The sequence below is a fragment of the Synechococcus sp. A15-60 genome, from assembly GCF_014280095.1.
Classification (GTDB): domain Bacteria; phylum Cyanobacteriota; class Cyanobacteriia; order PCC-6307; family Cyanobiaceae; genus Synechococcus_C.
Window position 1 is genome coordinate 1755385 of sequence record NZ_CP047933.1, and the last position, 17171, is coordinate 1772555.

The 17171-nt window shown below is 61.0% G+C and carries 11 protein-coding genes; 10 read left to right on the forward strand and 1 reads right to left on the reverse strand.

The genetic code is table 11. The features are described from left to right. Positions 1-46: 46 nt before the first annotated feature. On the reverse strand, positions 47-292 hold the full coding sequence (locus SynA1560_RS09700) for a hypothetical protein (protein ID WP_186469084.1): 246 nt from the start codon (positions 290-292) through the stop codon (positions 47-49). An 86-nt stretch (positions 293-378) separates the two neighbouring features. Here SynA1560_RS09700 and SynA1560_RS09705 point away from each other — a divergent pair, with 86 nt between their 5' ends. From SynA1560_RS09705 to SynA1560_RS09750, 10 genes are all read left to right on the forward strand, one after another. Continuing rightward, complete coding sequence (locus SynA1560_RS09705; protein ID WP_186500385.1) at positions 379-1035, forward strand: metallophosphoesterase; 657 nt, start codon at positions 379-381, stop codon at positions 1033-1035. Then, positions 1029-4346: an exodeoxyribonuclease V subunit gamma gene (locus SynA1560_RS09710; RefSeq protein ID WP_186500387.1), complete on the forward strand. Its 3318-nt coding sequence runs from the start codon at positions 1029-1031 to the stop codon at positions 4344-4346. Before SynA1560_RS09705 ends, SynA1560_RS09710 begins: the two co-directional genes overlap by 7 nt. Then, positions 4343-7999, forward strand: a complete 3657-nt coding sequence (locus SynA1560_RS09715) for a UvrD-helicase domain-containing protein (RefSeq protein ID WP_186500389.1) — start codon at positions 4343-4345, stop codon at positions 7997-7999. Before SynA1560_RS09710 ends, SynA1560_RS09715 begins: the two co-directional genes overlap by 4 nt. Then, a complete protein-coding gene (locus SynA1560_RS09720) occupies positions 7996-9705 on the forward strand; it encodes an ATP-dependent RecD-like DNA helicase (protein WP_255476918.1) in 1710 nt (569 codons plus the stop codon). The genes SynA1560_RS09715 and SynA1560_RS09720 overlap by 4 nt, the downstream gene beginning before the upstream one ends. Beyond that, positions 9702-10049, forward strand: a complete 348-nt coding sequence (locus SynA1560_RS09725) for a phosphomannose isomerase type II C-terminal cupin domain (protein ID WP_186469088.1) — start codon at positions 9702-9704, stop codon at positions 10047-10049. The genes SynA1560_RS09720 and SynA1560_RS09725 overlap by 4 nt, the downstream gene beginning before the upstream one ends. Before the next feature lie 103 nt (positions 10050-10152). Then, a complete protein-coding gene (locus tag SynA1560_RS09730; RefSeq protein WP_186500390.1) occupies positions 10153-11991 on the forward strand; it encodes a DEAD/DEAH box helicase in 1839 nt (612 codons plus the stop codon). 5 nt (positions 11992-11996) lie between these two features. Then, the gene (locus SynA1560_RS09735; protein ID WP_186469090.1) at positions 11997-12266 is read left to right on the forward strand and encodes a hypothetical protein; all 270 of its coding nucleotides are present in this window, start codon (positions 11997-11999) and stop codon (positions 12264-12266) included. Positions 12267-12504: 238 nt separating this feature from the next. Beyond that, entirely contained in the window at positions 12505-12843 is a 339-nt protein-coding gene (locus SynA1560_RS09740) for an RNA-binding protein (protein ID WP_186469091.1), read from the forward strand. 323 nt (positions 12844-13166) lie between these two features. Next, positions 13167-15005, forward strand: coding sequence for an ABC transporter ATP-binding protein (locus SynA1560_RS09745; protein ID WP_186500391.1), 1839 nt, complete (start codon positions 13167-13169; stop codon positions 15003-15005). Next, positions 15005-17131, forward strand: coding sequence for a cation:proton antiporter (locus tag SynA1560_RS09750; protein WP_186500392.1), 2127 nt, complete (start codon positions 15005-15007; stop codon positions 17129-17131). The genes SynA1560_RS09745 and SynA1560_RS09750 overlap by 1 nt, the downstream gene beginning before the upstream one ends. The last annotated feature ends 40 nt before the right edge of the window (positions 17132-17171 follow it).

Here is a 17171-nt window from a genome sequence, read left to right on the forward strand (position 1 = left end):
ACTATGACCATGAACGTGAAACGCGGCAATCGTGACCACCGATCGTTCAATTGCCAATGGTGACAAGCGCCTCCTTATTTTTCCACCACACCCAATCGCGTATTGGTGGTGTGTTGCGCAGTTGTTCGCGCGTCAGGCCTAGCCCCAGCTTTTGAGACGCGCCCAGAAGCACATCCAGCATCTCTTCACCATCACTGCAGCGGGCCAAGGCCTCGTTTGTTTTTTTGGCACCATCGAGCGCTTGCACGAGCAGCTGAACCCGGCGGACCGGTGGCAGGGAACGAGGATCCATAACTCGGCTAAGCGGCGTCTTAACGTAGTCAAAATCTCTGACAAGCCTCGCTCGGCGGGTCAGACTCTCTGTAGAGATGCATCACAATGGCGTCCCCACACGGCCATCACTGGGTCATTGGAGACGTCCACGGCTGCGACGAGGCGTTGCAGCGTTTGTTGGCAGTGCTTCCCAAAACGGATCACCTGGTGTTCTGCGGTGATGTGATCAACAGAGGTCCAAACATCGCGGACTGCATCAATCGGGTCTGGGCTTTGGTGAGCTGCGGACGAGCCACCTGGCTGCGTGGCAACCATGAACAGACCCTGATCGAAAGTCTCAAAGCAGCGCCAACAGCAAGCGGCGCCGATCTGTTCACCATCGAGACGTACCACCAGCTTGGAGAGCCCCAAACGCGGGAATGGCTGCAACGACTCAGGACACTCCCACTGGTGTATCGCGGCCACGGGTGGGTCGCGACCCATGCCGGTTTCGACGAGCACGGGCAACCGGATCTTGATGTCCGTGAGTCGTTTTGGGAGCGTTATGACGGCCGTTACGGCATGGTCGTTGTTGGGCACACCCCTCGACCGGCGGTTGAACAACGTGGCCAGATCGTGATGATTGACACCGGTGCGGTTTACGGAGGGCCACTCACAGCGTTTTGCCCTGAAACCCATGCCGTTGTGCAGGTGATCGGACAGCCCGCAGAACAAGCCGTCCATCGCCCGCAGCGGACTCTGACCGCTGGGGTGCCTTGCTGAAGGTTTACCGCAGCAATCGCGCGGAGCTGCTGGCCCAGCTGCTAGCGCATGCGTTAAGGCTTGACGCCCCCGGGCCCTTTGAACAGATCGAGGTGGTGGTGAACACCTGGCCAACCAGCCGCTGGCTGGGTGAACAGCTCGCCGCCATGAATGGCATCAGTGCCTTGGTGCGCTTCCCATTCCCAGGCACCCGGCTGCGCCAACTGGTTCACGCAGTGCTCAGCGCCGACGAAGCCAGCGACGATCCATGGCGAGCGGAACGCCTGGTGTGGACAGTGCTGAAGGTGTTGCCAGACCTGCTGGACCATGACAGCGCCGCAAGCCTGCGTCAGTGGTGGGAGCGCCATCACAGCGAGCCTGGACACCTGAACAGAGACCAATGGCAACTGGCGCGAGGCCTCGCCGATGCGATGGACGACTACGCGCTCTACAGACCGCAGGAGCTTGCTGAGTGGCTGGCTGGAGAGAGCAGCAAGACTCTCCCCGAAGGATTGCAATGGCAAGCTGTTCTGGCCCGCGCCCTGGCAAGGGAGTTGCCCTGCCAACCGTTTGGCCTCCAGGTGCAACAGGCGGTTCTGAAACTGCGCGATGGACAGGAGCCGGCTCAACCTCTGCCGCCCCGCCTGCGTCTTTTCGGCGTCAGCAATCTGGCTCCCGTTCAGGTGAATCTTTTGCAGGCCCTGGCCGGTTACATCAGCGTGGAACTTTTTCTGCTGACCCCCTGCCCGGATCTTTGGCAGCGCTCGCAACGGCGCCGACGTCAACTTGGCGACAATTGGACGGACTCACCCAATGGTTCTTGGCTGATCGAAGCCCCACGCCTGGAGGGAATCCTGGGCAGGATGGGGGCTGAATTTCAGCTGCTGCTGGAGGGCAGCGGTGACTGCATGCTTGGCAGCTGGGAACAGGGCGATCTCTTCGCCGATCCCACCGCCATGAACAGCGGTGATCCCGATGCTCCAACCCTGCTGGAGCAGCTGCAGCGCCAGCTGGCAGCTGGAGAGACTGAGCCAAGCCAATTGGTCTTGGCGGATCAGGATCAATCGCTCCAATTCATGGGCTGTGCGGGGCCATGGCGGGAAGTGCAGCTGGTGCGCGACCGCATTCTTGGCTGGATGGCGGACGACCCGACCCTTCAGCCCCGCGACGTTCTGGTGATGACGCCCGATGTGGAGCGCTATGCACCGCTGCTGGCCTCGGTGTTCTCCGATCAAGATGCCACCGGGGTGGATCTCCCCTGGCGCTTAACCGACCGCAGCCAGCAGAGTTGCCCAGGACTGCAGCAGGCCTTCATGACCCTGCTGCGTCTCAGTGCAGATCGCCTCACCGCCAGTGGACTCGAAGCCCTGTTGGGCAATCCGGCGCTTCAGGCGCTCCAAACCATCACCTCCGATGATGCGATGGCCATCACCTCAGCCTTGCAGCGCACTGGCTTTCGCTGGGGGCTCGATGCCAGCGAGCGCAGAGGAGACGACACCCATAGCCTGCGATGGTGCCTCGACCGCTGGCTGCTGGGCCTCACGCTTCCGGAAGACCCAGGCCTGGCCTTGGGTGATTGTGCACCGGCTCTAACCAATGTCAGCCTTCAGGAGCTGGCACTGTGGTGGCCCTTGCTAGACGGCCTGGCGAGCTGGATCAGCCGATTACGCGTCAGTGCACCTTGCCCGGTGTGGGTGGAACGTTTGCGGGACTTGCTCGAGGATCTCTTTCTCGATGGTGGCGATTGGGACTGGGAATGGCAGGCGATCCAGCAGAGCCTGGACACCTGGCAACAGCAGGCGGCTGATTGCTCCCTGCAACTGGATGTGGCAGTAGTCATCCAAGTGCTGCAGGAAGCGCTCTCTGCGGATAGCGGCCGGTTTGGCCATCGCAGCGGAGCCCTAACCGTGAGCGCCTTGGAGCCGATGCGGGCCATCCCTCACCGGGCGATTGTGCTGATGGGCCTGGACGCCGCATCATTTCCACGCCATCAGGAGCGTGCAGGCTTTCATCTGCTGGAACTGCAACGGCGACTCGGCGATCCCAGCAGCACGGATCAAGACCGCTATGTGCTGCTGGAAGCATTGCTATCGGCGAGGCAACACCTACTGGTCAGTTGGACTAGCCGTGATGAACGCCACGGCGCAGCGCTACCCCCTTGTCCACCCGTGCAGCAATGGCTGAGCCTGCTTGAAGAGCAGCTCGGATCCCAGGCCATGGAGCAGCTGATGATCGAGCCACCGGCCAATCCGCTGGACGCTGGCAATTTTCAAACCTCAGCAGAAACGGGGGCGATCAGTCGCGACCGTCGCCTCTTGGATGCGCGCCGAAACCTTGAAGTGCAGCTGCAAGGTCAACCCCAACGTCCCAGCCTGGGCTTGGCGATGCCCTTGCAATGGCGACATCAGGGGATCCAGGACGTGGCTGTGCTCAATCCAGAAGCGATCCAAATCCTGAACCTTTGGCTTCACGCACCCCAGAGCGACTGGCTCAAGCGGCAGGGCATCGAAGCAGGCGAATGGTGCGATGCCGTCGAAGACCTCTCACCCCTGTCGATGGACGAGCTGGATCGCCATCGGTTGATCAGGGAACGGTTGGCCGAACAACTGGATCATCTGGCCGAACATCCAGAGACGCGCTGGGATCACATCGACCACGTCGACTGGAGGGTGCGGTGCTGTGGCCAGGGCCTGATGCCTCCAGGAGCGGCGGCAGCACTGGACCAGGACAGGCTTGAACAACGCTGGCAAAACCTGCAGCACACCCTGTTCAGCCTTGGCCCCGTGCATCAGCTCCAATCGCACAGCAACACGCTGAACACCGGTCAACTGATGGCCGGGGAGCTTGCCGTGCACATCAGCACGTCGAAACTGCGCGCCAGAACGCTCCTTCAGGCGTGGCTCCAACATCTCCTCGTGCAGTTGGGCAATGCTCCTTGCAGCAGCGCCGTGATTTGCCGACCTGAAGGGAGTGCCAAAGCGGATCAATTTCAGATCGCAATGCGTTGGCAGACGATGGCGCCGCAGGAAGCAGCGCATCAGATTGCACAGCTGCAGGGGCTCGCGGCACAGGGCGCGGAGCAGTGCTGGCCGGTTCCACCGGAGAGCGGCCTGGCTCGAGCCCTGGCGCTGGCCAAGGGACAAGACGCCGCGGACCGGGCCTTCACCAATCGCTGGCAAGGAGGATTCAGCCTCTGGGCGGAGCGAGACCAGGCCCAACTCAGCCTTTGTTTTGGCGACGGTTGTGACGCGCAACAGCTGCTGCAAGATCCAGGATTCAAAACAGCCTTTGCGTCGCTTTATCAACCCTTGCTCGAGGCTCGCTGCCAATGAGTCCGATGGCAGCGGCGACCAACCGGCGCTTTGACCCGAACAAGTATCCCCTGACACCAGGGGTGCGACTGCTGGAAGCGAGTGCAGGCACGGGAAAAACCTTCGCTCTCGCGCATCTTGTACTGCGACTGGTGGTGGAACAGCAGCTCACTCTGGACCAGCTGTTGGTGGTGACCTTCACCGAGGCCGCCGCGGCTGAACTGCGCGACCGAATTGGCCGCCGCCTGGATGGAGCACTGCAGGGCCTGATGCAACGGGAAAGCAATCAACCAGTGGACGACCGTGCGGATGCGGTGCTGGAGGAATGGCTGGAGCGGCACGGGCAAGACGCCTCTCAGCGCAGGATTTTGGCGAGCCGGTTACTGGAAGCACTCGAAGCGCTGGAACGTGCAGACATCACCACCATCCATGGGTTTTGCCGGCGCACATTGCGCCGGCAGGCCTTGCAGAGCGGACAGGCACTGGAACTAAACCTCGACGATGATCCCCAGACCATGGCCCAGGACGTGGCGCATGACCTCTGGCGGGAGCAAGTTCTCGGCCTAGCCCCCGCCGATCTGGCGGGATTGCTAGCCGCGGGGCTCAACGCGGATGCATTGACCGCGCAGCTGCAACGCCTTGATGGAGACTGCGCAGTGAGCATCGTCTCTGACGCAGAGCCGATTGAGCCAAGACAGCCCCTGGCCGTCGCCTTTGACGGGTGGATGCAAAGCCGCTGGATCCGGTTCTGCGAGCGCTGGAGAGACGGCGGCACCGCCTTGGAGCAAACCTTGCGATCCTGCGCTGCCGAATGGCGAGGCTACGGCTGCAAGGAGACCAAACCGTTCAGTCCGAAACCGAGAAAGGATCGCAGCCAGGAGCTCGATACCTGGCTGCGGCACGTGAACGCAACGGGACAGGAACGCCCGAGCTACGTCGACGTGCGCAACCAGGGGCTGCTGGGGAGTTATTTCCACCCAGGAAACTTCGAAAAAACGGCGCGTGCTTGCGGGGACATCAACCCCAGTCTCCCCGCACCAGAGCTGCAAGAGGCCATCGCCGATCTGTGGGATGGTCCCGCTGAGCAAACCTGGCGCCTGTTGCTCAGTCGCGGGCTGGAGCAGGTCAGAGAGCGACGCCGTCAACGGGGTGTGATCGGTTTTTCAGGCCTGCTGGATGCCTTGGACCCCGAACAGTCGGCCCATGCCGAATCCTGGATCCAACCGCTGCGAAAGCGCTATCGCGTCGCCTTGATCGACGAGTTTCAAGACACCGATCCACTGCAATGGAGGCTGATGCAGACCGCCTTCGGCACATCGGAACACCTGCTGCTGATGGTGGGTGACCCTAAGCAGGCAATTTACCGCTTCAGGGGCGGAGATCTAAACACCTACAAGAGCGCCCGTCGTGCCGTGGAGTGCATCGATGACCTGCTCGACAATCGACGTACCACACCGCCCCTGATGAAGGGGATGAATGACCTAATGGCTCCGGGACTGCTGCACTCTGAGCTGCCAGTGCCAGCGGTGACGCCGCGTGCCTCCATCAGCCCACTTCCTCTCAACAAGGACTGTCAGTCCCTGCAGCTCCTGGACATCAATCCCGAGGGGGAAACAGAGCAGACCAGTCGAACGACGCTCGAGGAGCGCATCCCCGCCATAACCTCCGAGCTGATTCTCACGACTTTGGCGGACGTACCGGAGCTCGACCCCTCGGACGTCTGCATTCTCGTCAGCCGTCACCGCCAAGCCGAAGCGATCCGCCGTCAGCTGGCGGCATCGGGATTGCCCAGTCGCCTGGTGAGCCAGGGCGATGTGTTGAGCAGCCAGGGTGCGGCAGATCTTCAGACGTTCCTGAATGCCCTGGCACGCCCGGCGCACTCCAGTGGACTGCGCGAGCTGGCCGTATCGCCCTTGCTGCAGTGGCGCCAGGTGGACCTGGAAATCGCAGAGACCAACGGTCGACTCGACCAACTGGCGGCCCAGATTCAGAACCTGGCGGAGGGGCTTCCCAAACTCGGCTTAATGGGGTGTCTGGCCCAGTTGATGGACGGACAAACCGTGGCCGATTTGTCCAGCCGCGGCCGGTTGCTCGGAGACCTGCAGCAATGCGCACGCCTGGTGCAAAACACCATGCATCGTCAGGGTCTCGATGCCGCCAGTGGCGCGGACTGGCTGAGGCGACAACGCCTGCATCCCCCAGATTCCATTCCCGAGGAAAGGCAGCCCTACAGCGATCTCGCCGAAAGCGCCATTGCCGTGGTCACGGTGCATCGCAGCAAAGGGCTGCAGTACCCCGTAGTGATTTGCCCCTACCTCTGGGAGGCACCCTCACCAGCCAAAGGACCGTTGTGGCGCAACCCAGCAAACGAGTCCGCCTCCGGCTGGCGCATCGCACTCAACATGCACTGGGGACTGGGTCGCCGTCTGGCCCAGGATGACGCGCAGGAACAATACGCAGAGGCAGAACGCCTCGCCTACGTCGCCGTCACGCGCGCGGAACGCCATCTCGTGCTGTTCCAGGCCCAAGCAGCTCAACAGGACGGCAACCCACTCGCACCCTGGCTGTGTGGGCAGGCGGAATCACCATCGCCATGGATCAGTGTGCATGCTGCCCAGCCCTGTCTTCAACCGGGTCGTTGGCGTCCACGCTTCAGCACAAAGCAGCTGGGATGCGGCCCCATCCCCACCCATGGCTTCGACCGAAGCTGGGGCCGCAGCAGCTATTCCGCCTGGGTTGCCAACCACGCGACTTCTCCCGTCAACCGTCAAGACCCGCGCAGTTTTGAAGAAGGGCGCGATGTGGATGCCCGCACCGGTGACGACCTCAGCAGCATGTCCACAGAAGCACCCAGCCCTGGTGGCGACAACGAAGACAGTCCTTTAGGCGCCTTCCCCCGGGGTGCCAATGCCGGAGATTGCCTGCATCGCATCCTGGAGCAGATCCCGTTTGACCAACCGGTCGCGCAAGCCGAGAACGAGGAGCTTGTGCAGCGCGAACTGAGTCGTTCGGGTCTTGACACCGACCTGACGGGTGTCGTTCTGAAGGGACTCACCACCCTGCTGCAGACACCGCTCGGCGGCCCCCTGGGAAAGCTCTGCCTCCGGGACTTGCATCCCGGCCGCCGCCTGCATGAAATGAGTTTCGATCTCCCCGTGGCACACCATGGGCGAGCCGTTCGCCCTCAGCATCTCGCAACTGCCTTTCGGACCGAACCCAAGCAGCGTTTTGGAGTGGACTACGCCGATGCCCTGGAACAGCTTGAGTTCATTAGCCGCGGCTTTCTCACTGGATCCATTGATCTGGTGTTCACCGATGGCGAGGATCCCAAAACCGCGCGCTGGTGGGTTGCGGACTGGAAAAGCAACTGGATCGGCGAGCGCGACAGTGCCGGACGACCGCTGCACTGCGGTCCACGTCACTACACCCAGGCAGCAATGGAGGATCAGATGCGACTGCATCACTACCCTCTCCAGGCCCATCTGTATCTCGTTGCCTTACACCGATTCCTGCAATGGCGTCTAGACGACTACCAGCCGGATCGCCATCTGGGTGGTTACGCCTACGTGTTTCTCAGAGGAGTCTCCCCAGAGAACGGTGGCGGTGTCGTCCTCGAAAGGGCACCACTGAAACGGCTCCAAAAGCTCGACGATGTGTTGCGAGGTGACGGGTGAGCGAACAACCACTGGAGAACGCTGCACCACAGGCCCTCAGCCGGGGACTGATGGCAATGCTGACTCGACGCCGTCCCTTACCGAAGCAACTAACACCGCTGGAGCACAGAGCGATGCAGGATCTCGTGCAGGCACTCACCCACGCCCTGAGTCGCGGTGAGATGAGCGTGACCCTCGGCCATGGTGCGCCCGAGCCCGAGGGTCTCTCGGCCGCGGGATGGCCCGACACCCACCGCCAGGCCCTGGAACACAGCGGCTGGCTCAGCGAAGACCCCGCCTTGATGGTGTTAATCGACGACCAGCTGCTGTGGAGGCGCTGGCATCAGGGGATCACCGACCTAGAGGAGCGCCTGGTGCAGCGAAGCCGACTGACCCCCTTGGGACAGGTTTCCGCACAGCACCCGCCGCTTCACAGCTCCGGCAGCGGCGTTCATGAGCAACACAATGCCGAACAGAAGGCAGCGGTAGAAGCCGTCAGCCGTCACCAGCTGGTGTTGCTCAGCGGAGGTCCAGGCACGGGCAAGACCAGCACCGTGCAAGCCATGTTGCTTCGGGCGATTCACGACCGCGGAAACCTGCGCATCCATCTCGCTGCACCAACGGGCAAGGCTGCCCGACGCCTGCAGGACGCAGTCCGGTGCCATGCAACCACCGCCGCACTGCCTTGCACCACAGTGCACCGATTGCTCCAGGCCCGGCCGGGAGGATTCGCCCGCAACCGCAGAAACCCCTTAAGCATCGACCTGCTGGTGGTGGATGAGATGTCGATGGTGGATCTCAACCTGGCCCAGGCACTGCTGGACGCCCTGCCGGAGGGCGCACAACTGGTGCTGGTCGGCGATGAAAATCAATTGCCACCGATCGGGGTAGGCGCGGTGTGGCAGGCACTGCAATCAGAGGGCCTGCGCCAGAGGTTCGGGCCGGCATCCATCCGTCTGCAGGTTGTGTACCGCAACCGTGGCGATCTGGCTCGCTTGAGCAACGGGCTTTGCAAAGACGGGCCAGAAGCCTTCTGGCAAGGCCTATCGGCACTGGATCACGCATCAAATATCAAGTCGATCCTCACACGCTCAACACGACTTCCCGACCTCGTGCTGACGGCCATTCGTCATCGCATGGACGCAATGAGCAGAGCCTCTCAGGCGCTGAGCATCAACCCCGAAGGAGAGCCTGACCCGAGCCAGGCCCATGCGCTGCTGGAGCAACTCGACTCCCTGATGGTGTTGTGCCCGCGGCGTCGCGGACTTTGGGGTGTCGAGACGCTCCACCGACAGCTCGTGTCGGGCCAAAGTCCAGAGACCTGGCCGGAGGGTTTGCCGGTGCTGTGCAGCGACAACCAGACGGAACTGGGGCTCGCCAATGGTGATCTTGGGATCTGCATCGGCCATGGATCCAGCCGAAGGCTGTTGTTCCGCTGCAGTGATGATGCAGGTGACAGCTGCTTTCGCCTGCTGCACCCGGCACGCATCAAACAGATTCAGCCGGCCCTGGCGCTGACGATCCACAAAGCACAAGGGAGCGAAGCCGATGCGGTGATCCTGCTCTGGCCACCCCAAGAGGAGCGGCCGACCACATCGCTGCTCTACACCGCGATGACTCGTGCGCGTCACCAACTGACCATCGTGCGACTGGCGGCCACGGTCACTGGCAGCCAGATTGAAGAGCGGCATCCTGGACACATCGGTCACCAAGGGGGCAGGACGTGACAACACGGGTTGAGCGTCCCTGGGGCTGGTACGAAAACCTGACGGAGGGACCCGGCTACAAGGTCAAACGCTTGCTGGTGAAGGAGAACGCACGGCTGAGCCTGCAACGGCACCGTCATCGCAGCGAGCACTGGGTTGTGGCGGCTGGTCAGGGGTCGCTTTACTGCGACGGTCAATGGCTGGATGCAAGCGCTGGCACCACCTTTGAAATTCCGGTTGGTGCCCTTCATCGGGCCCGTGGAGGCGCGGGCGATCTGCTGATCATCGAGGTGCAACGCGGCACCGTTTTGCAGGAATCCGACATCGAACGGTTGGAAGATGACTTCGGGAGGGTGATACCTTGAGCCTTCACCTTTGAACAGAAGGCAAGCAATACAGCGCGGCATTTGCCGATTGGACGTTGCAGGCCTGATTTGAAGGATCAATCAGGCGGCAAGCCTTCACGTCATGACCCAGATGCAATCGCAGGCCACTGAGCCCTGCGCCGTGGATCTCACTGTTTCTGAGCTCCCCGAGTCTCCCCAGGCCGAAAGCGAGTCGGACCTGTTCACCACCGTGATTGAACCCACGGTTGACACCAAGAGCGTCGAATCGAGCAGTTCCGACGCCAAGCAAGACGCTGCTGAAGGATCCGGCTTTGCCGGCTTTGGCTTCAGCGAAGCTCTGCTGAAAACACTCGACGCCAAGGGATACAAGGAACCCTCACCGATTCAAAAGGCAGCCTTCCCCGAGTTGATGTTGGGCCGCGATCTTGTGGGACAGGCCCAGACCGGCACCGGCAAGACCGCCGCATTCGCACTGCCGCTGCTGGAACGGCTGGAAGGCCGCAGCCATGACCCAAGGGTGCTGGTGCTAGCCCCGACCCGTGAGCTGGCCATGCAGGTGGCTGATTCCTTCAAGGCCTATGCCGCAGGACATCCTCATCTGAATGTGCTGGCGATCTACGGAGGCTCGGATTTCCGTTCCCAAATTCACGCCCTCAAACGGGGCGTCGACGTGGTGGTCGGCACCCCAGGTCGGGTGATGGACCACATGCGCCAGGGAACCCTCAACACCTCGGGACTGCGCAGCCTGGTGCTGGATGAAGCCGATGAAATGCTGCGCATGGGCTTCATCGACGATGTGGAGTGGATCCTCGATCAGTTGCCCGAAGAGCGTCAGGTGGTGCTGTTCTCGGCCACCATGCCGAACGAAATCCGTCGGCTCTCTAAGCGCTACCTCAGTGAACCAGCTGAGATCACCATCAAAACCAAAGATCGTGAAGCCAGGCGGATTCGGCAACGCTCGATCACGTTGCAGAACGCCCACAAGCTGGAGGCGCTCAACCGCGTGCTCGAAGCCGTCACCGGTGAAGGCGTGATCATTTTTGCCCGCACCAAGGCGATCACACTCACCGTGGCGGAATCCTTAGAGGCCGCTGGCCACGACGTCGCGGTTTTGAACGGCGATGTGCCTCAGAACCAACGCGAACGGACCGTGGAACGCTTGCGCAAGGGAACGGTCAACATCCTGGTGGCCACCGACGTGGCAGCCCGTGGACTCGACGTTGATCGCATTGGGTTAGTGATCAACTACGACATGCCCTTCGACAGCGAGGCCTATGTGCATCGCATCGGACGAACGGGGCGTGCCGGACGCACCGGCGAAGCCATCCTGTTCATCACGCCGCGTGAACGTCGCTTCGTCGGCAACCTCGAACGGGCTGTGGGGCAGGCCATCGAACCGATGGACATCCCCAACAACGCCGAAATCAACCAGAGCCGTCTGGACCGTCTGCGCGGTCGCCTCAGTGAGCAGGCCACAGCAGAAGGCAATGAAGAAATGGAGCTGCTCAGGGAATTGGTCCAGCGCGTGGGTCTCGAACATGAGCTGGGGATGGAACAGCTAGCCGTCGCCGCGCTCAAGATGGCTGTGGGCGATCAGCCTCTGCTGGTGCAGGGAGATGAAAGCTGGCTGAAGATGCCGATTCGAGGCGATCGACGCGACGACCGTCGTGGAGATCGTGGCCGTGATCGTCGCCGCATGGATCGTGAGTCCCGTCCTCCGGAAGAGAACATGACCCGCTATCGCGTTGAAGTCGGTCATCGCGACCGGGTCAAGCCCGGCAACCTCGTGGGTGCCATAGCCAACGAATCAGGGCTTCAGGGCCGGATGATCGGGCGCATCCAGATTTTCGACAATCACAGCCTTGTAGACCTGCCCAAGGGAATGCCCGAGGATGTCTATAACTCTCTCAGGCGACTAAAGGTCATGAACCGGGAGCTCCAAATCACCCAAGCCTCCTGAACCCCATGGTCGGCCGCCTTGCGTCGATCAGCGTGGCCCTTGGCCTGCTGATCACACCGTCTTTTCCTGCCAGGGCCACGGAAGGAGAAAATGCCATCACCCGCTTGTGTCTGGCTGGCTTCAATGCCGCCATGGCCCAGGCTGGCAAGACACCGCCGGACGGCATGGGTGATTTCACCTGTGATTGCTTTCTCACACAAGTGAATGAGGGTCGTTCGATCCAAACGGCGCAGGAGACCTGCAAACAGAAAGCAGCTCAGCAATTCAAGATCTGATCCTCCCGAGGGCAAGATCTCTATGCGAAAGGTCTCCGCGCCAACAGTCACTCGTCAGATCGCCCCCACCACCCCCCTATCGGGCTCCGACAGGGCTGTAGCTTGGATCGGTTCAGCTTCAACGTTCGGCTCTGATCGGCTCGCTCCCCCAGGCTTCAGCTTTTTGGCTTCAGCATCAAGGACTTTCCTTTTCGGACCACGGCTTCACTGATCACACCCCCCTCGGTCCCAATAGGAAATGACCATCTACATCGGCAACCTCTCCTTTCAGGCTGAGCAGGAAGACCTGCTTGACCTGTTCAGCCAGTACGGCGAAGTGAAGAGTGCCAGCCTCCCCCTCGACCGCGAAACCGGTCGCAAGCGTGGTTTCGGCTTCGTCGAAATGAACAGCGACGACGATGAGCAAAAGGCCATCGACGACCTCCAAAACGTGGAGTGGATGGGCCGCATGATCCGCGTGAACAAAGCCACCCCCCGTGAGCGCACCGGTGGCGGTGGCGGCCGCGGTGGCTACGGCGGTGGCGGCGGTCGCGGTGGCGATGGCGGCTACGGCGGCGGTGGTGGAAACCGCTGGTGATCTGATCACCAGGGGGAGTCAGTTCAAAGAGCTGGCTCCTCATTCAACATCGTGTCCGATTGTTCATCACGGCAGAGGGCACGTTGAATCAATCACTCACTCCCGTCCAGAGGTTTGGACTCGACCCGTTCGGGATGTTGCGTGAGAAAAGTGCGACACCAAGCGGCGATGGCCTCGAGTCAGATCATGCTGCAAGCGATGCATTGCGTGTGATCGGGCCAACCAACCTCCTCAGCTCCTGATACCGGCTGACCGCCTGTGACGGAACCAAACAGGGCATGGGCAACACAACGCTTGAATAAAGGCCTGGACAATCAGCGCGGATGCCCCCAGCCAACGGTCAAGCCAAGCCTCCAGCCAACGTTCATGCCGCGGGCGTCACAGCCTCACCGCTGAACCGCCTGATACAGCACCTGCGGCCTTACCGACGGCGGGTGTGGCTAGCAGCATCCTGTTCCGTGATCAACAAGGTGTTTGATTTAGCCCCACCGGTGCTAATTGGACTGGCTGTCGACGTGGTGGTGGAACAGGACACCTCCTGGCTCTCGAGACTGGGCGCCACCACGGTGACCAGCCAGCTGATCACACTGGCGGTTCTGTCTTTTCTGGTATGGACAGCGGAATCGCTGTTCGAATACCTCTATGGGATTCTCTGGCGCAATCTGGCCCAGAGCACGCAACACAGCCTGCGGCTGGAGGCCTATGACCATCTCCAGAAGCTGGAGATGGATTTTTTTGAACGGGACAGCAGCGGTCGACTGCTCACGGTGTTGAACGATGACATCAACCAGCTGGAGCGGTTCCTCGATCATGGAGCCAACGAGCTGCTGCATCTGATCACCACCGTGCTGCTGGTGGGCGGCGCCATGACCGTGCTGGCTCCGCGGGTGGCCGTTTTTGCCTTCCTGCCGATTCCGGTGATTCTCTGGGGGTCGCTTCGCTTTCAACGTCAGCTCGCACCGCGATACCGCGATGTACGGCAACGGGCCGGAGACATGGCCAGCCGACTCACCAACAATCTGGGAGGCATGCTCACGATCAAGAGCTTCGCTCGAGAATCCTGGGAGCTTGAACAGCTCAGGCGTGAAAGCGAGGCCTACAGGCAATCCAACCGTCAGGCGATTCGCGTGTCAGCTGCTTTCATTCCACTGATCCGTTTCGCAATTCTGTTTGCCTTCCTGGCGATTCTGCTGATCGGAGGATTGCAAGCCTTCAACGGTGTGATTGCTGTTGGCACCTACAGCTTTTTGGTCTTCATCACCCAGCGTCTGCTCTGGCCGCTAACCACTCTTGGCCGCACCCTGAACGAATACCAGCGCTCCATGGCCTCCACCAATCGGGTGCTCGATCTGATTGACACCCCGGTGCAGATTGCCGGTGGAGATCGGCGCCTCAATCCTCGAGACATTCAGGGAGAGATCCGCTACGAGGCCGTCTGCTTCGCCTATCGAGACCGTCCAGAACTCCTACAGAACTTCAATCTCAGCATCGCTGCCGGTCACACCATTGGCATCGTGGGCGCCACAGGCTCCGGTAAGAGCTCTTTGGTGAAGTTGCTGCTGAGGCTCTATCCCCTCAACCAAGGCAGAATTCTGTTGGATGGCATCGCCATCGACCAATTGCAGCTTGGCGATCTGCGTCGCGCCATTGCACTGGTGAGCCAAGACATCTACCTCTTCCACGGCAGCGTGGGAGACAACATCGCCTATGGCGCGCCGGATGCATCAGCATCAGCGGTACGCGAAGCGGCACGCCAAGCCGAAGCGCTGGGGTTCATCGAGGCCTTGCCACAAGGATTCGACACGGTGGTGGGAGAACGCGGACAGCGCCTCTCTGGAGGCCAACGTCAGCGCATCGCTTTGGCTAGAGCGATCTTGAAGGATGCGCCAGTGCTGGTGCTCGACGAAGCCACTGCTGCCGTTGACAACGACACCGAGGCGGCCATCCAGCGCTCCTTGATGCACATCACGGAGAACCGCACCACAGTGGTCATTGCCCATCGCCTCAGCACGGTTCGCCACGCTGATCGGATCGTCGTGATGGATCACGGAAGGATCGTCGAAGACGGCACCCATGACCAACTGCTGCATCAGGGCGGCGCCTATGCCGACCTCTGGCGCGTGCAGGCAGGGCTGCGCCGAGATGAAGCACTGACCCTTTGATGATCCAACCGTTGGCAGTGGCAGCACCAGGGCAGGCGTCGCTGGCGCAGCTGATCCATCAACCCCTGGGAACGTTTGCCCTGCTCGTGGCGCTCGCCATGCTGGTGCCCCCTCTCGTCCGGCGCACAGGACTGCCAGACCTGATTGGCCTGCTCTTGGCCGGGATCCTGATGGGACCGGATGTGCTGAACCTGCTGCAGCCTGATGGTGAAACGTTGCAGCTGGTGTCCGACATCGGAGCCATTTATCTGCTGTTCATCGTCGGACTGGAGATCGACCTTGAGGAATTCAATCGCGTGCGCAGCCGATCGCTGACCATCGGCATCCTCCACTTCCTGTTCGGCATGACAACAGGCGGCCTCATCGGTTTTGTCTTTGGCTTCCCACTGGTTCCTTGCCTGCTGATCGGCACCTTGATCGCCTCCCACACACCGTTGGGCTACCCCATCGTTCGCAGTTATGGAGCCCAGCGGGATGAAGCCGTGGTGGTCAGCGTGGGGAGCACCATCCTTACGGACATTGCTTCACTGGTGGTGCTGGCCATTGCTATCGGCCTTGGCAAGCAGACATTTTCCTGGGGGAATCTGATCGGCTTAATCGCCAGCGTAGGGATCTTCGCGCTCACCATTGTCACCGTGATCCGCATCGTCGGACGACACATTTTCAGGCGAAGCATCAATGACGAAAGTCGCATTTTTTTGACGATCCTGCTGATTCTTTTCATTGCCTCATTGGGTGCGGAAGTGGCTGGCGTTGAAAAGGTCGTGGGTGCATTTCTGGCTGGACTTGCCGTGAATTCGGTCTTACCGGAGGGCAAGTCGAAGCAGCAGGTAATTCTGGTTGGCGCGTCATTGTTCATCCCCATCTTTTTCATTCACCTGGGGCTGCTGCTCGATCTGGGCAGCCTGAGCAGCTCGATCACTCACTTCCAGATGCCGCTGTTGATGGTGCTTGGCGTGATCGCCTGCAAGGGTTTGGTCAGCCTGATTGCAGGTCGTGCCTTTGATTACAACGGCAGCCAGACCGTGATGATGTGGTCCCTGGCCATGCCACAAGTTGCAGCAACTCTGGCCACAGCCTTCATCGGATACGAAGCGGGATTCCTCGATCGCACGGTGCTAAATGCCGTGCTCGCGATGATGGTGGTAACGGCAACCCTCGGCCCTCTGCTGACCGCACGCTCCGTGCGACAGCTTGTGGAACCCAACCGTCAGCTGAAAGCAACGCCCCCGAGCGACGAATCATTCGCGATTGGCGATGACAGCTCACTCGCTGTTGTCCAGCGACCGCTGAATATCGTGGTGCCGATTGCCAATCCCACCACAGAGCGAGGACTACTGGATATCGCCTCGCGACTGCTCAGTGGCGGGGCCCAGTCGCAGGGACGCCTGCTGCCCTTGGCACTGGTTTGTCCGAGCCTCGAGGAAGCTCGAGGAGGTGTGAACCACGCCGTGTCATCCGCACGGGAGCGCCTCGCGCAGGCGGCAGTGATCGGTGACCAGCTCAACGTCAAGACTCGCTGTTTGTTGCGCCTGGATGAAGACATTGCCGGAGGCATGAGCCGGAGTGCGCGCGAACAGAGCGCTGACCTGCTCGTGATCGGTGCAGGGCGTCCAGACAAATTCAGGCGCTGGTTCTTCGGCGACCTCGTGGATGGTGTCTGTCGAACAGCGCACTGTCCTGTCGTCGTGGTCAATCTCGCCAACCGCGAGGTTGAGGATCTTCAAAGGATCCTGGTTCCCATCAAAGACCTTTCCGCTAGTGCCAGAGAGCAGTTTGAACTGGCACAGCGTGTGCTGGCCAGCACCTCCCCTGATGCCGGCCTGATCACCTTGCTGCACATTGTTGACCCCCGGTTCAACCGCACGGATCGGGAACGGATCGAGTGGGAACTGAGGCGCTGGCTACCGACCCAAGGCCAGACAACCAGCACCGTGGTCCAACTAGAGCGAGGACCGGGTGTGGAAACGAAGATCGAACGCCGCAGCCGTGATCACGATCTGGTGATTCTGCGATCGCAGAGGCGTCAGGTGGCTGGACTGCCAATCCCGGCCAGTGATCGAACTAGCAACCTGGTTTCACTGCTGGATTGCGCTTCGATGGTGATCAGCGAACCGTTGACATGACCGCAAAGCGGCGTAATCCAATGCTTAAGAAAACGCAAAT